The organism is Enterococcus sp. 2201sp1_2201st1_C11_2201SCRN_220225 (genome assembly GCF_040925905.1).
Taxonomy (GTDB): domain Bacteria; phylum Bacillota; class Bacilli; order Lactobacillales; family Enterococcaceae; genus Enterococcus_C; species Enterococcus_C asini_A.
The window spans coordinates 1-20,274 of the sequence record NZ_JBCOJC010000031.1; the positions used below are offsets into that span (position 1 = coordinate 1).

At 41.0% G+C, this 20,274-nt stretch carries 20 protein-coding genes; 4 read left to right on the forward strand and 16 right to left on the reverse strand.

Annotation, left to right across the window (positions count from 1 at the left end):
- The 4 genes from AB5754_RS09085 to AB5754_RS09100 all read right to left on the reverse strand — a co-directional run.
- A partial coding sequence (locus AB5754_RS09085; protein ID WP_368259556.1) for an ABC transporter ATP-binding protein occupies positions 1-786 on the reverse strand: 786 nt, incomplete at its 3' end.
- Complete coding sequence (locus tag AB5754_RS09090; protein WP_368250811.1) at positions 779-1,525, reverse strand: hypothetical protein; 747 nt, start codon at positions 1,523-1,525, stop codon at positions 779-781. The genes AB5754_RS09085 and AB5754_RS09090, both read right to left, overlap by 8 nt.
- Positions 1,512-2,234, reverse strand: coding sequence for an ATP-binding cassette domain-containing protein (locus AB5754_RS09095; protein WP_368250812.1), 723 nt, complete (start codon positions 2,232-2,234; stop codon positions 1,512-1,514). The genes AB5754_RS09090 and AB5754_RS09095 overlap by 14 nt, the downstream gene beginning before the upstream one ends.
- Positions 2,231-2,596, reverse strand: coding sequence for a GntR family transcriptional regulator (locus AB5754_RS09100; RefSeq protein ID WP_311833181.1), 366 nt, complete (start codon positions 2,594-2,596; stop codon positions 2,231-2,233). The genes AB5754_RS09095 and AB5754_RS09100 overlap by 4 nt, the downstream gene beginning before the upstream one ends.
- Before the next feature lie 191 nt (positions 2,597-2,787).
- Between AB5754_RS09100 and ndk the strand changes: the two genes are divergently transcribed.
- Entirely contained in the window at positions 2,788-3,216 is a 429-nt protein-coding gene (gene ndk / locus AB5754_RS09105) for a nucleoside-diphosphate kinase (RefSeq protein ID WP_368250894.1), read from the forward strand.
- Positions 3,217-3,311: 95 nt separating this feature from the next.
- Here ndk and AB5754_RS09110 read toward each other — a convergent pair whose 3' ends face one another.
- The 3 genes from AB5754_RS09110 to tyrS form a co-directional block, all read right to left on the reverse strand.
- Positions 3,312-4,199, reverse strand: a complete 888-nt coding sequence (locus tag AB5754_RS09110) for a deoxyribonuclease IV (protein ID WP_368250813.1) — start codon at positions 4,197-4,199, stop codon at positions 3,312-3,314.
- 33 nt (positions 4,200-4,232) lie between these two features.
- Positions 4,233-5,141, reverse strand: a complete 909-nt coding sequence (locus tag AB5754_RS09115) for an AEC family transporter (RefSeq protein ID WP_368250814.1) — start codon at positions 5,139-5,141, stop codon at positions 4,233-4,235.
- A 147-nt stretch (positions 5,142-5,288) separates the two neighbouring features.
- The gene (tyrS, locus tag AB5754_RS09120; RefSeq protein ID WP_311833178.1) at positions 5,289-6,551 is read right to left on the reverse strand and encodes a tyrosine--tRNA ligase; all 1,263 of its coding nucleotides are present in this window, start codon (positions 6,549-6,551) and stop codon (positions 5,289-5,291) included.
- Between the two features lie 191 nt (positions 6,552-6,742).
- Here tyrS and AB5754_RS09125 point away from each other — a divergent pair, with 191 nt between their 5' ends.
- Positions 6,743-9,142 carry a transglycosylase domain-containing protein gene (locus tag AB5754_RS09125; protein ID WP_368250816.1) on the forward strand — a complete coding sequence of 800 codons (2,400 nt, stop codon included), beginning with the start codon at positions 6,743-6,745 and terminating at the stop codon, positions 9,140-9,142.
- A 75-nt stretch (positions 9,143-9,217) separates the two neighbouring features.
- Here AB5754_RS09125 and ccpA read toward each other — a convergent pair whose 3' ends face one another.
- A complete protein-coding gene (gene ccpA, locus AB5754_RS09130) occupies positions 9,218-10,219 on the reverse strand; it encodes a catabolite control protein A (protein ID WP_311833176.1) in 1,002 nt (333 codons plus the stop codon).
- A 182-nt stretch (positions 10,220-10,401) separates the two neighbouring features.
- On the opposite strand from ccpA, the gene AB5754_RS09135 reads away from it, so the two are divergent.
- Positions 10,402-11,505 (forward strand): aminopeptidase P family protein, encoded by a 1,104-nt coding sequence (locus AB5754_RS09135; protein ID WP_368250818.1) that lies wholly within the window; start codon positions 10,402-10,404, stop codon positions 11,503-11,505.
- A gap of 147 nt (positions 11,506-11,652) precedes the next feature.
- Here the strand turns inward: AB5754_RS09135 and AB5754_RS09140 are convergent, their stop codons facing one another.
- The 6 genes from AB5754_RS09140 to hprK all read right to left on the reverse strand — a co-directional run bounded on the left by AB5754_RS09140 (position 11,653) and on the right by hprK (position 16,612).
- Entirely contained in the window at positions 11,653-12,252 is a 600-nt protein-coding gene (locus AB5754_RS09140; RefSeq protein WP_368250820.1) for a YtxH domain-containing protein, read from the reverse strand.
- Positions 12,253-12,265: 13 nt separating this feature from the next.
- Positions 12,266-12,685, reverse strand: a complete 420-nt coding sequence (locus AB5754_RS09145) for a DUF948 domain-containing protein (protein WP_311833173.1) — start codon at positions 12,683-12,685, stop codon at positions 12,266-12,268.
- A 134-nt stretch (positions 12,686-12,819) separates the two neighbouring features.
- Positions 12,820-13,743 (reverse strand): UTP--glucose-1-phosphate uridylyltransferase GalU, encoded by a 924-nt coding sequence (galU, locus tag AB5754_RS09150; RefSeq protein WP_368250821.1) that lies wholly within the window; start codon positions 13,741-13,743, stop codon positions 12,820-12,822.
- Positions 13,744-13,771: 28 nt separating this feature from the next.
- Positions 13,772-14,782, reverse strand: coding sequence for an NAD(P)H-dependent glycerol-3-phosphate dehydrogenase (locus AB5754_RS09155; RefSeq protein ID WP_311833171.1), 1,011 nt, complete (start codon positions 14,780-14,782; stop codon positions 13,772-13,774).
- Positions 14,783-14,838: 56 nt separating this feature from the next.
- Positions 14,839-15,666, reverse strand: coding sequence for a prolipoprotein diacylglyceryl transferase (gene lgt / locus AB5754_RS09160; protein ID WP_368250822.1), 828 nt, complete (start codon positions 15,664-15,666; stop codon positions 14,839-14,841).
- 10 nt (positions 15,667-15,676) lie between these two features.
- On the reverse strand, positions 15,677-16,612 hold the full coding sequence (gene hprK / locus AB5754_RS09165) for an HPr(Ser) kinase/phosphatase (protein WP_368250824.1): 936 nt from the start codon (positions 16,610-16,612) through the stop codon (positions 15,677-15,679).
- A gap of 207 nt (positions 16,613-16,819) precedes the next feature.
- Here hprK and AB5754_RS09170 point away from each other — a divergent pair, with 207 nt between their 5' ends.
- A complete protein-coding gene (locus AB5754_RS09170) occupies positions 16,820-18,520 on the forward strand; it encodes a M3 family oligoendopeptidase (protein ID WP_368250825.1) in 1,701 nt (566 codons plus the stop codon).
- Positions 18,521-18,873: 353 nt separating this feature from the next.
- Here the strand turns inward: AB5754_RS09170 and AB5754_RS09175 are convergent, their stop codons facing one another.
- Positions 18,874-19,008, reverse strand: coding sequence for an OadG-related small transporter subunit (locus AB5754_RS09175; protein WP_311833391.1), 135 nt, complete (start codon positions 19,006-19,008; stop codon positions 18,874-18,876).
- A 19-nt stretch (positions 19,009-19,027) separates the two neighbouring features.
- Positions 19,028-20,143: a sodium ion-translocating decarboxylase subunit beta gene (locus tag AB5754_RS09180; protein WP_368259557.1), complete on the reverse strand. Its 1,116-nt coding sequence runs from the start codon at positions 20,141-20,143 to the stop codon at positions 19,028-19,030.
- Positions 20,144-20,274: the final 131 nt, after the last annotated feature.

A 20,274-nucleotide genomic window follows, 5' to 3' on the forward strand; every position in this document is an offset into this window, starting at 1 on the left:
GGTAATGATTAAATGACATTTTTCTTCTTGAACTTGTTCAAAGCCAGCTCGTTGTAAAAGTTCTAGGGCCTTGTGATTGTCAGTCGTCTCAATCACCACCGATTGTCCTTGTCCATGATGAATTTCATCCATGGACACACGATGAGTAACCTCACCTTTTTGAATAATGACCAACCGATCGGCAATTAACTCAATATCACTTAGTTGATGACTGGAAATCAACACCCCAATGCCTTCATCTCGCAAGCCTAAAATCATCTCTCGAAATTCCCGCATCCCTTTCGGATCCAAACCATTCATCGGCTCATCTAAGACTAAGAGAGCTGGTTGGTGAAGCAAGGCTTGGGCGACTCCTAAGCGCTGGCGCATCCCAAGTGAATAAGCCTTCACTTTTTGATTAATGTGTTCTTCTAGATGGACAGCTTTCACCACTTTTTGAATTTGAGCTGCAGAAATTTCTTTTTTTGCCATGCGAGCATACTGCATTAAGTTATCGTAGCCGGTCATGTAATTGTAAAATTCGGGGTTTTCTACAATTGCGCCTACGTGTTGAATGGCTTCTTTGTAATTTTTCGTCAAAGATTCACCATTGATCATAATGTTTCCTTGATCCAGTTGCATCAATGCCACAATTACTCGAATCAACGTGGTTTTGCCGGCACCATTAGGACCTAAAAGGCCTACTACTTGTCCTTTGCCCACGGAAAAAGCCACATTTTTAATAATCATTTTTTTGCCGATTCGTTTCCAAATATTAGAAAGTTCTAGCACATTTTCTTCAGACATGATTTTTCCTACTTTCTGCTTCTGTATAGTGTTGCAAGAGATAAATACTGAGGGCGATGAAAACTCCCATGGAAAGTAGTGCTGCTACTACTTCAAAGGGCGTATACCACAGCCGCCATTGCTGCGTGCTACTAGTCGGCAACGGTCCACCAATGCGTCGTCCAATATTCGTAAAGAAAGAATCCACACTCCCAATCCCAATAAAACAAATAATCCCTACTACAGGTCGTAATTTAGTAAAGAACTGTTGGGTAATACTGAGCATGATCAAAACTGCTCCTTGCCACAAAACAGTGGTGCTACAAGAAAAAGCCGCCATTTCAATCATAAATTCTCCTAAGCTAAAAAAATTAGGCCAAGTAAACATCGGCAAGAATAAAGTTGCCCAGATAAACCAGCTGGCAACTAAAAAGCCAAAGAATAACAACTGATTAACAATAGCAAAGAGAACATTCCCAAAATAAAACTGACTTGCAGAAATTGGCAACATGCGATAGCGAGGATTTGTCCAATTTTTGATGATGCCTAGATTTTCAATCACCACAAAGACGATTAAACAAAGGATAAAGATTACTTGTAACAGCTCGGGATCCACCGCAATTGCTTCTTTTACCCCACCGAAACCTTCTCGCATCATGACGACTAAGCCGACTTGTGCCAATAAGATAAGCAAACAACCAATAAAGTACTGGCGCAAGTGTTCTTTGGCAAACTGGCGGAATAATTTAATAAAGCCCATGACTGTCCCTCCTTGTTTCCAACATAGTTTGACGGTAAAGCTCTTCTAAGCCAATGCCCTCTTCTTCCCGAATCGTCTCCAAATCAGCTTGTAAAGCAATGGTTTTGTCTTTTAAAATCAAGACTTCATCCACAATATTTTCAATTTCTGAAAGTTGATGGGTGGTGATCAAAACTAGGCTGTCTTCATCAAACCAGCGCACTAAAGACTGGATAATTTTTTCACGGGACAATAAATCAATGCCACTTAAAGGTTCATCTAATAGATAAATTTGCGCTTTACGACTCAAAGTCACCACTAAAGCTAATTTTTCCCGATTTCCCCGAGAAAGATTTTTTAACCGATCTTCATTTTCTAATTCCATAAAAGTTAAAAGTTGCTGCGCCTTACCCAAATCAAAATCTCCATACATGGTTTCGTAAAAATCCAAAACTTGCTGAACCGAAAAATCGCTGGGAAAATCGCCTAAATCAGCGAGTAAGGCCGTAAATCCTTTTGTAGCCGTGCCTACCTTTTGATTACCCAGCGTTATTTCTCCTTGCCAACGAAGGGCTAAGCCAGCTAATAAACGGATAATAGTTGTCTTACCAGAGCCATTTTCTCCTAGTAGCGCTACAATTTTGCCGGATTCCAATTGAAAATTTAAATCCTTAACAATTTGCTTGCGTCCTTTTGTGTAAGAGACTTGGTTTACTTTCACTAGACTCATAATTGTCCCTCCTTTAAATAGGCCTGTAATTGGAGTAAAGCCTCCGATGGTTCAATCCCAATTTCAGTCATTTTTTTTAAATAGTCTTCAATGATTTCCTGCCGTTGCTTGGCGGCTAGACGGGAAAGCAATGTTTGATCTTCCGTAACAAAGCGACCTTTGCCCCGCTGAGTATAGAGAATTGTCTCTCGTTCCAATTCTTGTAAAGCTCGTTGCACCGTATTGGGATTAGTCTCTAAGGACAATGCTAAACTCCTCACTGCCGGCACTTTTTCTCCCGGCAGCAGTTGTTTTGAAAGAATTTGTTGAATGATCAAATCCATGATTTGTAAATAAATGGGTCGTTCATTGGAAAACTCCACTTGACTCCCTCCTTTCACTCCGCCTCGTGTATGAGTTGGATAATACACTTATACAGAGATACTGTCAACAAACTTTCAGAAAATATTTTTCAAGAAAGAAAATGAAATCCTTAAAAGCTCTCTGTATCCGTTTTCAATTATAAGCTGTTCATGGTAAGCTAATAATATGAATAAAGGGGGGCTTTAGCATGATGGAACAAACTTTAGTGATTATTAAACCAGATGGCGTCAAACATCAATTGATTGGTCGCATCCTACAACGTTTTGAGGATCGCCGTCTAAAAATTAGCCACATGCGTTTAGACAATATGACAGAAGACGTTGCACGAGAACACTACGCTCATCTGAAAGAGCGAGCTTTCTTCCAAGAAATTTTGGACTATATGACATCTGGACCAGTGGTTTATTTAGTTTTAGAAGGAGAAAATATTATCCAATTAGTGCGTAACATGGTAGGCCCTACTGACGGAGCAAAGGCTGCTCCCGGGACGATTCGAGGAGACTTTGCCGTCAATAAATCAGAAAACATCATCCACGCTTCTGATAGTCCGGAAGCAGCCCAAGTGGAGATACAGCGTTTTTTTGGAAGTGTGCCAAGCCTTATTGAATGGGTTAGTTAAAAGGATCATACTTTGGTTTCAATGTATTGAGCATGTAAAATTTGAAAAAGACCTGTTTGCAATCCCAAAATTCGGTATTGCAAACAGGTCTTTTATTACGCCATAATTTTATTCAACAAGTCTGGATCAAAGGTTTGACTCTTTAGCATAGCAATTTCAAAGCCGTATGGTGCCCGCTTATTCTTCTTATCTTCCCCTACATAAGGGGTTTCTAAAATTTTTGGTAGATTTTGCAGTTGAGGATGATGAACCACATAATTCAAAGCGTCAAAGCCAATTTCACCAAAGCCAATATTTGCGTGACGGTCTTTGTGAGCTCCTTGAGGATTTTTCGAATCATTCACGTGAACCACTTTCAACCGGTCTAATCCGATGATGTGATCAAACTCATTTAAAACACCATCAAAGTCTTCTTTAATATTATAGCCCCCATCATGGGTGTGGCAAGTATCCAATGTTACAGAAAGTTTATCATTTAATGTGACTCCATTGATAATGACTGCCAACTCTTCAAAGGTGCGGCCTAATTCCGTTCCTTTGCCTGCCATGGTTTCCAATGCGATTTGGGGAATTTGGTCAGCTTCTAAAACTTCATTTAACCCTTTAATAATTTGCTGTAAACCTGCATCTACTCCTGCCCCCACATGAGCTCCCGGATGTAAAGTGATTTGCGTTGCACCAAGAGCTTGGGCTCGGCGGATTTCTTCTTTTAAAAAGTTTACCGCAAAACCGAAATTCTCCGGCTTAATCGTATTACCTAAATTAATAATATAAGGTGCATGAACGACAATATGCCCCAGCCCGGCTTCTTTCATAAAAGCAGAACCCGCTTCAATATTTAACTCTTCAATAGGTTTTCGTCGGGTATTTTGGGGTGCCCCAGTATAAATCATAAACGTACTAGCACCATAACTTGCAGCTTCTTCTGCTGCTCCTAACAACATTTTTTTTCCACTCATGGATACGTGAGAACCGATTAACAAACAAAACGCCTCCTGTCTTTTTCTTAGTCTGCTTTAAATCCCAAATACTAAAATAACGCCCATCATAATCGGTAAACTAATCAGAAAACTCATGGAAGAAAAAAAGCCCACCGTTTCTTCTTTGGCACCATTTAAAACGGCGTTAATCGTATTAAAAATCGGCATCGGCGAAACAACCGCCAAGGCCATAACAACTTTCATTACATGGGGAATGGGTAAAAAATAAAGAATTCCCGCCAGCACAATTCCCATACCATAACGCAATAACAGACTGCGACCGACTACACCTAGAGCTTTTCTTGGCAAGCGCAGTTCTAAATATAAACCAATCATCACCATGGATAAAAAGGCATTACTCGCTGCGATTGGATTGACTACGGTAATGACTGCTTCAGGCAATGAAATGTGCAATAAGCGCAAGGTCAACATCACCAAATAAGTGGTAAAAGCGGGATTCTTAAATAACCGCTTAATAACTTGAGTAAGAGGAACTTTATCGGCTTTACCAGATAATTTATCCACGGTAATGGAGGTGCCCCCAGCCAACATAATGCTGTTGCCCACATCAAATAAAGAAAGGGCCGGAATCCCAGCGGCAAAAAAGCTTTGCAAAAAAGGCAATGTAAAATTTCCCACATTATAACCAGAAACACCATACATGAAAAACGCTTGAATGCCACTGTCTTCTTTGCGACTGAAAAATTTGCCTCCAAAGATTTGCAAAAAAGTTAACATAATTGCAATGGGAATTAACCATAAATAATAGCCTTCAATCGGTAAATCTGCTAAATTCACGATAATCACCGCCGGCAAAGTTAAATTTAAAATGATCACCGAAAGAGAGGTGCCATCTGCTTTTCCCAATAAGCCGATGCGCTTTAATAAATACCCCAAAACGATACTAACAAACAAGGCAACCCCATTAATTATTATTTGACCCACATCTTCGTCTCCTATCACTGTGCATTTTGATAGGAACAATGTCGCCTATCCTAACTATTATTCTCCACTTTCACCAGAATGTCAAAAACGAGGCCACCAAAACGGTGACCTCGTAGTTTCCACGTTATGAGAAATTAAAATTTAAGCTTAAAACACTAATAAGAAGTATTTCTTCTTGCCACGACGAATGACAGTGTAACGACCGTCTAGTTTGTCTGCTTCTTCAATGGAATCGGACAATTCTTGACGACGCTGGCCATTGACAGAAATAGCGCCGTTTTGGATATCTTCTCTGGCTTGACGTTTAGAAGCTTCAATGCCTGAGGTAACTAAAATTTCCACTAAGTTCAAATCATCTGCTTCTTGAACGCTATAGCTTGGCACTCCTTTAAAGCCTTGTTCCACTTCAGAAGCGGAAAGGTCTTTAATATCCCCACTGAATAAAGCTTGAGAAATATGCACCGCTTGTTCGTAGGCTTCTTTGCCATGAACCAAAGTCGTCACTTCTTTAGCTAAGGCTTTTTGTGCTTGGCGACCTTCTGGAGCTGCCGTAAATTCTTTTTCAATTTCCGCAATTTCTTCCAGACTCAAGAATGTGAAGTATTTCAAGAATTTCACCGCATCCCGGTCATCGGTGTTAATCCAGAATTGGTAAAATTCATAAGGAGTGGTTTTTTCTGGATCTAACCAAACCGCATTACCTTCTGTTTTACCAAATTTTGTACCATCTGCTTTGGTGATTAGTGGCATGGTCAAACCAAAGCCTTGGACTTCTTTTTCCCGGCGCAATAGTTCGATTCCAGAAGTGATATTCCCCCATTGGTCAGAACCACCCAATTGCAACAGACAACCTTCTTTTTCGTATAAATTCAAAAAGTCGTAAGCTTGTAACAACTGATAAGCAAATTCTGTGTATGAAATCCCGGATTCAATCCGACGTTTGACGCTTTCTTTGCTCATCATGTAATTAATGGTAAAGTTTTTGCCCACATCTCGTAAGAAATCAATTAATTTCAATTCCCCTAGCCAATCGTAGTTATTAGCCAAAATAGCAGGATTGGTGTCGTCGTCAAAATCAATAAAGCGAGAAAGTTGGTTTTTAATACTTTCAGACCAGTCTTTCACCGTATCCAAAGTATTTAATTGCCGTTCTTGATCTTTAAAGGAAGGATCCCCAATCATCCCGGTACCACCACCCACTAAGGCAATGGGTACATGACCGTTTTGTTGGAAACGGCGCAACATCAAGATCGGTAATAAATGGCCAATATGAAGACTGTCTGCCGTTGGGTCAAAGCCAATATACAACTTCACAGACTCTTCGTTTAATTGTTTTTCTAGTGCTGTCTCATCCGTCACTTGGTGGACTAGACCCCGTGCTTTTAGTTCTTCAAAAAATGCAGAACCCATGGTATTACCTCCTATATAAATTCGTTCTCCCCCATATTAACTGAAATGGCTCTCAAATAAAAGCCTTAGCTCGCCAAATGTTTACGGTTTTCTCACGTTTTCAGAAAGAAACTAGGGATTTCTACCCATTTCTAAGGAATTTTGCTATAATAACACGTGATTGTTTCCATTCTAATGATGAGGTGAAAAACGTGCCCCAAAAACGTAAACACAAACAAACCGGAAAGCCTACAGCGAAAAGTGGGATTTTTTCTTTTAACGTTGTTCTAAGAGTCCTCCATTCCCTTTTACTGGTAGGTGTTTCTTTTCTAATTATCGGTGGTGCACTGGCCGCAGGAATTGGCGTAGGCTACTTCGCTTATCTAGTGGAAGATACAAAAACACCGACCAAAGCGGATTTGCAAAAGACCTTAGGCAACTATTCGGAGACCTCGAAGCTCGTCTATGCCGACGATAGCAATATCGCTACCATCCGGTCTGATTTAATGCGTACGGCAGTAGATTCAAAGGATATATCGGATCTCTTGAAAAAAGCGATTATTTCCACCGAAGATGAATACTTCTATGAACACAACGGCGTGGTTCCCAAAGCCGTCGTTCGGGCCTTACTTTCTGAAGCAACAGGTTTTGGCGGTGGTGGTGGTTCTACTTTGACTCAGCAGCTGGTCAAGCAACAAGTTTTAACCAATGAAACTACCTTTAAACGAAAAGCCAATGAAATCTTACTGTCTATGGAAGTCGAAAAATTCTTCTCTAAAGATGAGATTGTCACCATGTATTTAAACGTTTCTCCTTTTGGGCGTAATAATCGGGGGCAAAATATTGCCGGGGTGCAAGAAGCAGCCAAAGGAATCTTTGGTAAAAATGCTAGTGAAGTCAACTTAGCCCAAGCAGCTTATATCGCAGGGCTTCCTCAAAGTCCGATCGTTTATAGTCCTTATGATAATACGGGACAAATTAAAGAAAATTTGACTGCTGGTCTGCAGCGAAAAGATTTCGTCTTGTTTAGTATGTACCGGGCTCACTCCATTACAAAAGCGGAATACGAAGAAGCCAAAGCTTATGACTTAACTAAGGATTTCTTGCCGCAACAAGCCCAAGACAACAGTGACCACGGCTTCTTGTATTACACTGTCTTAGGAGAAGCCAAAGAAATCGTCGCCAAGCAATTAGCAGCTAAAGCTAAAGTTAGCGACAAAGACTATCAAAATGAAGACGTGCAAGCAGAATACTTACAAAAAGCCGAAGACGAACTGATTTCTGGTGGTTATACCGTAAAATCTACCATTGACAAAGGCATTTATGATGCGATGCAACAAGCAGTGGCTACGTATGGTTACCTGTTGGATACGCCGGCTGGCGATACCGTGGAAGTCGGCAATGTTTTAATGGAAAACAGCACTGGGAAAATCTTAGGCTTTATCGGCAGTCGAGATTTTAATTCCAATCAAAATAACCACGCTTTTGATACTTCTCGACCAGCTGGCTCCTCCATTAAGCCTTTATTGGTTTACGGCCCCGCCATTGACCAAGGGATTATTGGCTCAGAAACATTGCTTTCTGACTATCCGACTACTTGGAAAACCGGTGATGATGCCGGAAAGAAAGTCGTCAATGCCACTAATGAAGGAACGAAAACCTTCCAGAGTGTCCGAGATGCTTTAAATGTTTCTTCCAATATTCCAGCTTATCATGTGTATCAGGAATTAATGTCCGAAAAAGGGCAAAAGATCGGGTATGAAAATTATCTGGCGAAGATGAACTTTCCAGAAAACAGCGCTTGGTATGAAGAGTCTGCTCCTCTTGGCCCAATGGATGTAACCACCTTGCAACAAACCAATGGCTTCCAAACACTAGCCAATGGCGGAGTTTACCAAGAAGGCTATATTATTGAATCGATCACTGACAATGAAGGTAATGCCATTTACCAACATGAAGCCAAACCCGTACAAGTCTACTCTCCACAAGCAGCTTCCATTATGAACGATTTGATGCGGGACATTTTAGATGCCGGTTTAACCAGTTCCTTTATGAGCACTATGAGCAATATGAATTGGTACTTAAGCCAAGGGGATTGGGTAGGTAAGACTGGTTCTTCTGATGGCTATAAAGACTCTTGGCTAGTGGTCTCCACTCCTTCCATCACCATTAGTAACTGGTCGGGGATTGAAAATAACCAAGTGGAAAATGATCAGGAAGCCGGTACTCGAACCGGGAATTACATGGCTTATCTGATTAATCAGGTTTATGCAGCCAATCAAGACATATTCGGCTTAGATCAAAAATTCGAACTAGCCGATGGAGTGAAACAAGTAGAAGTTGCAACTAAAACTGGGGAATTACCAGGAAAAATTCAAATCAATGGCAGAGAACAAACGGTTCCTGTGCAAACCACCACTTCCCTGTGGGCCAATGGCGAACCAGGTAAGAGCACCTATAAATTTGGTATCGGTGGCACTGACGAGAATTACAAAGACTACTGGAGCAAGATCTACGGTAGCACTAGTACTACCACAAGCTCAAGTAAAAGTAACAGTAATTCCAACAAAGAAGACACCACACCAAGTTCTGAAGATGAAGATGATGATTGATTTTCTAATTTAGTCAAAAAGAAACCTCCTGGGAAATGATTTCCTAGGAGGTTTCTTTGGCTTTACTTATTTACGTTATTTTGTTGAGCCTTTTTGATCAATGCCATAAGGTAAGACGATGGTTTTTTCATCCACATCTTCTTTGTTCATCATTTTTGTTAACAAACGCATGGATACCGCACCTAAGTCGTACAAAGGTTGGGTAATAGAGGACAAGCGAGGACGAGCTACATCTGTCAACAGTGAGTTGTTGCTGGTGATAATTTCAAAGTCTTCTGGAACTTTCACACCAGCATCAATTAAGCCATCTAATAACCCAATTGCCAATTCATCGTCCGTAACAAAAGCCGCTGTCGCACCACTATTTTGGATTCGTTCCACTAGTGACAAACCATCTTTAAAGCTGTATTTTGCTTCAAAAACTAAGCCTTCATTGTAGTCTAAATTGCTATCTTTCAAAGCTTCTTTATAGCCTTTCAAACGGTTCTGACCATTGATTGGGTCAATTAACGCACCACTGACAAAGGCAATTTTCTTATTACCATTTTTTGCAAGTAAATTCACTGCATCTTTTGTTGCTTCAGTGTAGTCGATATTCACAGAACCCACTTGTTCATCTGGATCAATGGAACCAGCTAAAACCACCGGTGTTTTAGAACGAGAAAATTCGCCGCGGATTTCATCGGTGATATGATGTCCCATAAAGATTACCCCATCTACTTGTTTAGCCAATAAATTATTCAACACATTAACTTCTTTTTGGCTATCTCCATCTGAGTTTGCTAAGATGATATTGTATTTGTACATGGTTGCTACATCATCGATTCCTCGCGCCAATGAAGCAAAGAACATATTGCTAACATCAGGGATAATAACACCTACAGTAGTGGTCTTTTTGCTGGCTAATCCTCGCGCCACTGCATTTGGGCGATAATCTAAGCGGTCGATGACTTCCAACACTTTTTTCCGAGTAGTCGGTTTCACATTGGGATTGCCATTGACAACCCGGGAAACCGTGGCCATGGACACGTTTGCTTCCCGCGCCACGTCATAAATTGTAATTGTTTGTTTATCCATATTGATACTCCTCTATTTTTACATTTTCAGAAAATGCGCTTTACATTTCTTAGCTAGAATAGCATGTTATTTCCTAAAATGCAACCGTTTTATTATGATTTTCATGAAAATTATCTGTTTCTTTCAAGTATTTAAGAGAACGTGTTATACTAGTATTATTATAAAGAAAAGAGGCTGTTTTTATGAATCAATCAAAGATTACAGAACTCCAAGAAACTTTACAAAAAAATGGAGCCGATTTAGCTTATGTGGCTGATCCTGGTCGTATTGCTTATTTAAGTGGGTATTCCAGCGATCCCCATGAACGGATTTTAGCTTTGTTTATCCCAGCTGTGGGGAATCCATTCTTGTTCACCCCTGCTTTGGAAATTGAAGATGCCCAAAACAGCAGTTGGACTTATGATGTGCTGGGCTATTTGGATAGCGAAAATCCTTGGCAAATGATTAAAGAAGCGATTGTTTCCCGTTACCAAGTACCGAAAAAAATCGCCTTGGAAAAAAATGCGTTAACCCTAGATCGTTTTGAAATTTTACAATCTATGTTTAGTGGTTGTGACTTTTCCATGGACATCACTTCTACTTTGCAACAATTGATGTTAATCAAAACCGAGAGCGAAATCAAAACCATGACAGAAGCTGGTGCTTGGGCTGATGAAGCTTTTCGGATTGGCTTTAATGCCATTAAAGCTGGTGTTCCTGAAGCTGAAATCGTAGCCGAAATCGAATACCAACTGAAAAAACAAGGCGTTGCTCAAATGAGTTTTGACACCATTGTTTTAGCTGGTGAAAATGCGGCCAGTCCCCATGGCGTACCTGGCACCAATCAAATTAAAGAAAATGAACTAGTGCTCTTTGACCTTGGGGTAATTTGGAAAGGGTATTGCAGTGATGCTACTCGTACTGTGGCATACAAGGAACCCACGGCTTTCCAAAAAGAAATCTATGACTTAACCTTATTGGCTCAAGAAACTGCTCAAAAAGCGGTCCGTCCTGGTGTGACCGCCGCTCAATTAGATGCCATCGCTCGCGATGTTATCACTGAAGCTGGCTATGGAGAATACTTCAACCACCGCCTAGGCCACGGCATTGGTACAACAGTTCATGAGTTTCCATCTTTGGTAGCAGGTAATGATTTGGTCATTGAAAAAGGCATGTGTTTCTCTTTAGAACCAGGTATTTATATCCCTGGAAAAGTCGGCGTGCGGATTGAAGACTGTGTCTATGTAACCGATGATGGTTGCGTCCCATTTACTAAGACTTCAAAAGAATTAATGATTTTGGACTAACAAAACAGTAGAATAACTTAAAAAGGCTGAAGAAATTCGTTTTTCTAAAAGCTGTATCTCTTAGTCTACGAAAAAACCGAGCCCCTTCCTTGTTTTTATGGAAGGGGCTCGGTTTGTTTTGCCTATTACAATTTTACTACTTTAAAATTATTTGGTTAGTTCATCTTTGACTTCTGCTGCAGAGTCAGATGCTTGATCTTTGATATCATCAGTTTTTTCAATGGCTTTGTCGACTAAGTCTTCGGCAGCTGGTTGAATTTCATCCAATGCACTTTCTGCTTCTGATTTCATTTCAGTAGCCGCTTCTTTTGCTTCAATGATAATATCTGCTTGAGCATCATCCACATCCGCTAGCAAGTCGTCTCCTTGGTCTTTGACTTCATCAGCAGATTTTTTGAAGCGTTCCGTCAAATCGCCGGTTTGCTTTTTCAAGTTAGCCAGTAGCTCTTCTGAAGAATCTTTCAAATCTTCTGCGGAATCGCTGGTTTTTGCTTTAAGATTTTCGGTTAAATCACCGGCTTGTTGACTTAATTTATGCCCTTGTTCTTTGGCAACTTCTGTTAAATCACTGCTTTTTTCTTTCAAGACATCGGCATAATCACTGACCGCATCCAATAAATCATCGGCGGTTTCTGCTAGTTTTTCCCGCATTTCTTTTCCAGATTCTGGAGCTAATAAAATTGCTGCTACTGCTGCTGCACTGGCACCTACCACTGCTCCTAATAAGAAACTACTTGTTTTACTCATGATAATCCCTCCATTATTGGTTTCGTTCTTTAAAGAATTTCATTGCTGTTTGGCCAACTTTACCGGCGACGGTTGCTTGAGCCGTAGTTTTGGTCACGGCGCCTAGTTTTGAAATCGCCTGTTTGCCAGAGCGATTCAAATCTGAAACACTTTCGCTTAAATCTGCCACGGCGGTGAATAAAGGATCGATGGTTGCTACCTTTCCATTCACATCATTTAACAAGGTATTGGTTTTAACCAATAGTCCTTCTACCTCACTGGATAAGACATCCACATCCTTTGTTACTACTCGAATAGTGGTATTGGCCTCCTCCACAGTTTGATTCACTTTGGTCACTGTTTTAGAAACTTGTAATAATAATCGCACAATAAAGACAACTAAAATGGCAAATGCCACAGCTGCAATCAGGGCTGCAATCTCTCCTCCACTCATCTACACTACGCCTCCTCATCCATTCTTACACTATTATAAGCATATCATTTCCTGTTTTGAAGCACAAACGAAAGACTACTTTTAGAGGTTATTAAAAAGAAGCCGGTTAATGCCGACTTCTAAAGTAATAATGGTTATTCTTTTTCAGTAGTTGTTTTTTTAGCTGAAGCTTTTTTACCATCTTCAGCTTTTAGCTGTTCGCCCAACTCTTCAATAAAAGCGCGCAGTTGATCTTTGACCTCTGGATGCGTCAAGCCGTATTCAATGCTGGTTTTCATAAAGCCAAATTTATCTCCCACATCATAGCGTTTGCCAGTGAATTCTTGGGCAAAAACGCGTTGGGTTTTATTTAAGGTATCAATGGCATCTGTTAGTTGGATTTCATCGCCGGCTCCTGGTGCTTGAGTTTCTAAGATCTCAAAGATTTCTGGAGTCAGAAGGTAACGACCGATAATCGCTAAATCACTGGGTGCATTTTCTGGTTTTGGTTTTTCCACGAAATTGCGGACATTAAACAAACCAGGCTCAACTTCTGCTTCCGGGTCAATAATCCCATATTTAGACGTGTCTTCATGGGGCACTTTCATCACTGCGATTGTCGAAGCATGGGTCTTTTCGTAGTCATTAATCAATTGCTTGGTCAATGGTACTTCGTCTTCCATTAAGTCATCTCCCAGCATCACCACAAAAGGTTCATTGCCCACAAAAGCTTTGGCTTGTAAGACGGCATGGCCTAGGCCCCGAGGATGAGATTGACGGATAAAATGCAAATTCACATCGGTAGTTTCTTCCACTAATTTCAATAATTCAGTTTTGCCTTTTTCCCGCAAATTGGTCTCAAGTTCAATATTGGCATCGAAATGGTCTTCAATGGGGCGTTTGGCTTTCCCAGTAACGATTAGTATGTCTTCAATCCCAGACTTCAACGCTTCTTCTACAATAAATTGAATCGTTGGCTTGTCTACGATAGGTAACATTTCTTTGGCCATGGCTTTAGTTGCCGGCAAAAATCTCGTTCCTAAACCTGCTGCTGGAATTACCGCTTTTTTGACTTTCATGACTTTTCCCTCCATTTGTTGACGATACTTAAAATTCATTTTCTTCCCGAGCATCCCGAAGCATGATTTCTTTGGCTGCTACTTTAATATCTTTATCTTCATAAAGCACTTCATAGATAGCTTGAGTGATGGGCATTTCTACTTGTAGCTTGCGGGCAAGTTCCATGGCTGCTTTAGTGGTGGCTACTCCTTCGACAATCATTCCCATATTATCCAAGACTTCGTCAAGTTTGTGACCTTTGCCTAAAAGATTACCCGCCCGCCAGTTTCGAGAATGGACACTGGTACAAGTGACGATTAAATCCCCCACACCGCTTAAGCCGATAAAGGTTAAAGGATTGGCTCCCATGGCAACACCGAGACGGCTGATTTCCGCTAAGCCCCGGGTCATAATTGCTGCTTTGGCATCATCTCCAAAACCTAAGCCGTGAATCGCCCCTGCACCAATGGCAATGATGTTTTTCAAAGCCGCACCGGTTTCCACACCGATAACATCATCATTGGTATAAATTCTAAAGTAATCATTCATAAACAAATCTTGCACGTAGCGCGCGGCCTCAGGGTCAATACTAGCTGCCGTGATGGTTGTGATGTCGTGTTGAATCACTTCTTCAGCGTGGCTAGGACCTGAAAGCACCGCCACCGCTTGTCGATGATTTGCTGGAATTTCCGCTAATAAGACTTCTGATATTCGCTCATGACTGTCTTGCTCCAATCCTTTAGAAGCATGGATAATCACCGGTTTGTTTTTCACGGTTTGGGCAAATTGTTGTGCCACCGAGCGCATGGCTTTAGTGGGAACCACAAAAAGAATCGCATCACAATCAGCAATGGCTTCAGCTAAATCTGTGAAAGCTGTGATGCTTTCGGGAATTTTAGTATCAGGTAAATAATGACGATTGGTATGATAAGTATTAATTTCATCGATTTGAGCTTGAAGATTGCCCCAGATACGGACATCATGGCCGTTTTCAGCTAAAACTTGGGCCAGTGCGGTCCCCCAAGAACCAGGACCTAAAACTGCAATTGTTTGTTTCACTTGTTTTCCTCCTTTAGGAAGCTTTCCTTACTAGGATAAGCTAGCAGACCTCATGATCAAAGAATTTTTTCATTGGGGCCGAAGCTGCGATCATAATTGGGTAAAGCGGGATTGTGTTTCCGACGATAAATGGCCAAACCAATGGCCCCCACAAATAAAAGTGCTGACAATAACTGGGAAACCCGAATGCCTCCAATATAAAGACTGTCTTCTCGTAAGCCTTCAATCCAAAAGCGACCAAAGCTATACCAAGCCACATAAGCTAGAAAAACTTCCCCTTGTTTGAAAAGCTTTTGTTTCCGCAAAATAACTAGCATGATAAAACCTAAAACATTCCAAGTGGACTCATACAAAAAAGTCGGTTGGCGATAAGCTCCGTCGATGTGCATATTTTCAATAATAAAATTTGGTAAATGGAGCTTTTCTAAAAACGCCAAGCTAGTTTTCGGACCATAGGCTTCATGATTCATAAAATTACCCCAGCGGCCAATCCCCTGAGCTAAAATAACTGTGGGTGCGGCAATATCCAAAAACGTCCACATATTGATAAATTTGTAACGGCAAAAGAAAAAGAGCCAAATAATCGCCGCAATCAAACCTCCATAAATGGCCAAACCACCTGAGCGAACATTAAAGATCTGCATTGGATCTTGTAAGTAGGGTTCTAAATCAAAGAGCACGTAGTATAAGCGCGCGCCAATTAAAGCTAACGGTAAACCTACTAACATAAAATCCGTCACATCATCGGCTTTTAATCCCACTCGCACTGCTTCTCGTGAGGCTAGCCACATGGCAATGATAACTCCTGAGACGATAATTAAGGCATACCAATAAATTTCTAAGCCAAAGAGGCGAAATGCCACTCGGTCAATCATTCCTACCATCTTCATCCTCCTAATCATCAGAATTCTGAGCGATTAATTGGGTCAAGCGCTCTTCAAAGGTTTTAGTTGCATCATAGCCCATGGCTTTAGCGCGGAAGTTCATAGCCGCCACTTCAATAATAATCGCCACATTTCGCCCAGTTTTTACAGGAATTTTAATTTGAGGCACATCCACTTCGGCGATTTCAATGGTGGTATCCGCCGTTCCAAGGCGATCGTATTTCTTGTCTTTCGCCCAAGCTTCTAAGTAGACCGAAAGCTGAACTTGCATACTGCCTCGCACGGCTGATGCACCAAAGAGGTTCATCACATCGATAATCCCAATTCCCCGAATTTCAATTAAATGCTGTAAAATTGCAGGTGGCTCCCCTACTAGAGTTAATTCATCTTGTTGGTAAACATCTACTCGGTCATCGGCGATTAACCGGTGACCACGCTTAATTAATTCCAAGGCAGTTTCACTTTTCCCAATGCCGCTATCTCCTTGAATCAACACTCCAAGGCCATAAACATCTACCAGTACCCCATGGACACTCGTCCGCGGTGCTAAAAAGCCGCCTAAATAACTGGCCATTTCTCCTAATAAGCGAGAACTGCCAATAGGAGAGCGTAAGACAGGAACATCGTGTTCTTGACAAGCTTCCACCATTTCCTCAGGCACATCTAAGCCACGGGAAATTACAAAAGCTGGAGTATCTGGTGTACACATCCGCCGTAAAACCATCAAACGTTCTTCTGGAATCATCCGTTGGGCAAAGGTCATTTCCTTCGAACCAAAAAGTTGGATTCGATCATGGGAATAATAGTTGAAATAGCCGGTTAATTCCAGACCGGGACGAGATATATCGGCAATCGTAATCGACCGCTGTAAGCCTTCAGGAGATCCTGAAACGACTTCTAAATTTAATTTTTGGACCATTTGGCTAACTGTCACAAATTCCGCCATCGGTTTCCCTCATTTCTTCTTCATTCATTTTTTCCTTCACTGTCTTATTCTACCCTATCTCCTTAGAAAAAACACTCATTTGCCGTGGAAAAACCAGAGAAAGACTGCGAAATACCTCGCTGTATGCTATGATTTGAATAAAGTTTCCTGATAGGAAAAAAATTAGCCATAAGCGACAGGAAATTAGATAAAGGAGGATTTTTTTAAATGAAATTTTCAGAATATTCCTATAAGCGTCCCGATTTTGATACGTATCAAAAAGAATACTTAACTTGGGTCAAGCAATTAGCTAGTAGCACTGATTTTACGGAAGCTACAGCGGCAGTGAATCACCTAAATCAACTCCGTTCTCAAATTGATACGGCTATGAATTTGGCTAGTATTCGCTACTCCATTGATACCCGGGATGCCTTTTATGAAGCAGAAGACAATTGGTGGAATGAATACTTGCCTCATTTTGAATCGTTGGACTTCCAGTTTTATCAAGCCCTGCTCAATGCTCCTACGTTGAGTCAGCTAAAAGAAAACTACCCTGAGACTCTCTTTTTATTTGCGGAAAGTCGGGTAAAACTCTTTGATGAAAAATTAATTTCCTTATTTCAAAAAGAAAATCAGCTAGCTTCCGCCTACAGCAAGTTAGTGGCTTCTGCTCAAATTGATTTTGAAGGAGAGTTGCGGACAATTCCCCAAATGACTCCTTTCAGTCAGTCCACTGACCGTACTACTCGGAAGGCTGCCCAACTAGCAGTTACCGGCTTTTTTGTGAAACACGAAGCCGAATTCGATGAAATTTATGATGAAATGGTCAAAGTTCGTCATAAAATCGCCCAAAGTTTAGGCTTTAAAAACTATGTAGCCTTTGCTGATGTCAAGATGAATCGCTGGGATTACAACCGCTTGATGATTGAAACTTACCGTAAAGAAATTTTAGAAAAAGTTGTCCCACAAACTCAAGCCCTCTACATGCGACAAGCAAAACGCAACGGTTTAGAACATTTACAAAGCTATGATTTAAGTCTCGTTTATCCTAGCGGCAATGCCACGCCTCAAGGTACCCCAGAAGAATTGGTTGCAGTAGCCCAACAAATGTACCGAGAGATGTCAGATGAAACAGGGGCCTTCTTTGATTTTATGATCGACCATGATTTATTAGATTTGGTAAGCAAACCAGGCAAACAAACCGGAGGCTATTGTACTTATATTGCCGACTACGAGTCTCCTTTTATCTTTGCAAACTTTAATGGGACTTCTGGGGATGTAGATGTTTTAACCCATGAAGCCGGTCACGCCTTCCAGTGTTTCGAGTCTCGTTGGATTAAAGAGCCAGAAATCGTCTTTCCAAACTTTGAATCCTGTGAAATTCACTCCATGTCCATGGAATTTATTGCTTGGCCTTGGATGGAGCCCTTCTTTAAAGAACAAACTCAAAAGTACAAGTTTGCCCATTTGGCAGATGCCTTGGAATTTTTACCTTATGGCGTTTTAGTGGACCACTTTCAACAAGAAGTTTATGAACATCCCCAATGGAGTCCCACTCAGCGAAAAGATTGTTGGCGCAAACTGGAAAGCCAATACTGCCCTGAACGAGATTACACCGAAGATGAAAACTTAAGCCGTGGCTTGTATTGGTTCCGTCAAAGTCATATCTTCCAAGATCCGTTCTATTACATTGACTACACCTTAGCTCAAGTCTGTGCCTTCCAGTTTTGGAAAAGATTCCATGTGGATCACGACGAAAATGCTTGGGCAGACTATTTGGCCATTTGCCAAGTTGGCGGAACCAAAACGTTCTTGGAACTGCTAGAAATCGCCCACCTGCGTTCACCATTTGAAGCAGGTGCACTAGATGATACCATTGCAGCTGTGGCCAGTTATTTGGAACAAGTCTCAGAGGATTCCTTAAAATAAAAATTTTGCAAAGTGATACCAAAAGGGGCTGTGACAAAAGTCGTATTCCAGTCCTCCGAACCGAACATTACTATACGTGAGACGAAAGCAAAAGACGAGACTCTTTCATGAAGGAACATAGGAAGAGTCTCGTCTTTTCATTTCTAAAAATTTCAAACGGTGACTAACCTTGATTTCATCAAACTAAGTCACCGTAATTCACTTTTTCTCTGGACACGTATGGTAATGTTTCTTCTACGGACTGAAACACGACTTCTTCACGATTAATTTTCAAACGTACATTTATTTGACTTAAAATCAAAACGTTCGCTATTTTTTGTTTATTAGTTACTTATGTCATGGCCCCTTCTTCTTTATTTTTTTATTGGAAAGAATTTACTCAGTGCTTTGGCGGTTAAATAAATAATAAACAAGACGAGAAAGACGCCACCCCAACCTAGCACTAACAGTTCAAATCCCTTTGTTAAATCAGCAAAATTTACCGCAATCATTTTTATTCCTCCTCCATCAAGTCAATAAGGCTAACAATAGTCCCCCAGCAATTACCGAGGCAATTTGTCCCGAAACATTGGCGCCTACAGCATGCATTAAAATGAAATTTTGAGGATCTTCTTCTGTAGCCATTTTCTGGATTACTCGACTGGACATTGGAAAAGCCGAAATTCCTGCTGCGCCTACCATGGGATTGATTTTTTCTTTACGGAATAAATTCAACAATTTGGCAAAGAGCACTCCACCAACAGAATCCATAATAAAAGCAATTAGCCCTAAAAAGATCACAAGGAGCGTGTCCACTTTCAAAAAGTCTTCGTAATGCATGCTAACAGAAATGGACAAGCCTAATAAAATACTTACCAAATTCACCAATTCATTTTGAGCGGAGATGGACAAACGATCCAAAACGCCACATTCCCGCAAGAGATTGCCAAACATCAAAAAGCCTACTAATGGCAAAGACACAGGAGCAATCAAGCCTGCTACCACACAAATCACAATGGGAAAGAGAATTTTCGCCGTTTGGGAGACTTCTCCTGCTCGATAAGTCATGCAGATTTTTCGTTCTTTTTTTGTCGTTACCGCTTTAATCGCCACTGGTTGAATAATCGGCACTAAAGCCATATAAGAATATGCTGCCACCATGATCGCACCCATGTACTGGGAATTTAAGGTATTGGCCACAAAAATAGAAGTAGGACCATCTGCTGCTCCAATAATCCCAATAGAAGCCGCATCGTTTAAATCAAACCCTAGTAAAATGGCTAAAATCACCGTAAAGAAAATCCCAAATTGAGCGGCTGCACCAAATAAAAGCATAAAAGGATTTTGCAATAGCGGACCAAAATCAATCATAGCCCCAATTCCAATAAACAAAAGCAAGGGAAAGAGCTCGGTTTTAATCCCTGCATCAAATAAAATTTGAAAAGCCCCGGCCTCCCCTCCGGCACTCAACACCCCAGAATTAGGGAAATTTACCAAAATCGTTCCTAATCCCATAGGTACTAACAAAGTGGGCTCGTATTCTTTTTTTATTCCTAAATAAATCAACACCCCACCAATTACCATCATCACTAGTCGTCCCGGTTCTTGGGCCATACCTAGCAATCCTTCTACCAATGTCTCCATATCATCACTACCCTCATCCTTATTCATTCGGTACTACCGTCATTTTTTAATCCACAATCCCCCAAAATAACCGGCATTGAACTACTGAGAAGTTCCCTCCTTTTTGATTAACGTATTTTATTTGTTTTTTC

Bases quoted from the DNA above. Each gene is read 5' to 3' on its own strand.
- ccpA (WP_311833176.1), bottom strand. From the start codon at position 10,219: ATGGATAAACAAACAATTACAATTTATGACGTGGCGCGGGAAGCAAAC.
- AB5754_RS09170 (WP_368250825.1), top strand. From the start codon at position 16,820: ATGAAATTTTCAGAATATTCCTATAAGCGTCCCGATTTTGATACGTAT.
- lgt (WP_368250822.1), bottom strand. From the start codon at position 15,666: ATGGTAGGAATGATTGACCGAGTGGCATTTCGCCTCTTTGGCTTAGAA.
- AB5754_RS09090 (WP_368250811.1), bottom strand. From the start codon at position 1,525: ATGGGCTTTATTAAATTATTCCGCCAGTTTGCCAAAGAACACTTGCGC.
- ndk (WP_368250894.1), top strand. From the start codon at position 2,788: ATGGAACAAACTTTAGTGATTATTAAACCAGATGGCGTCAAACATCAA.
- AB5754_RS09135 (WP_368250818.1), top strand. From the start codon at position 10,402: ATGAATCAATCAAAGATTACAGAACTCCAAGAAACTTTACAAAAAAAT.
- AB5754_RS09095 (WP_368250812.1), bottom strand. From the start codon at position 2,234: ATGAGTCTAGTGAAAGTAAACCAAGTCTCTTACACAAAAGGACGCAAG.
- AB5754_RS09180 (WP_368259557.1), bottom strand. From the start codon at position 20,143: ATGGAGACATTGGTAGAAGGATTGCTAGGTATGGCCCAAGAACCGGGA.
- AB5754_RS09140 (WP_368250820.1), bottom strand. From the start codon at position 12,252: ATGAGTAAAACAAGTAGTTTCTTATTAGGAGCAGTGGTAGGTGCCAGT.
- tyrS (WP_311833178.1), bottom strand. From the start codon at position 6,551: ATGGGTTCTGCATTTTTTGAAGAACTAAAAGCACGGGGTCTAGTCCAC.
- AB5754_RS09145 (WP_311833173.1), bottom strand. From the start codon at position 12,685: ATGAGTGGAGGAGAGATTGCAGCCCTGATTGCAGCTGTGGCATTTGCC.
- galU (WP_368250821.1), bottom strand. From the start codon at position 13,743: ATGAAAGTCAAAAAAGCGGTAATTCCAGCAGCAGGTTTAGGAACGAGA.
- hprK (WP_368250824.1), bottom strand. From the start codon at position 16,612: ATGGCGGAATTTGTGACAGTTAGCCAAATGGTCCAAAAATTAAATTTA.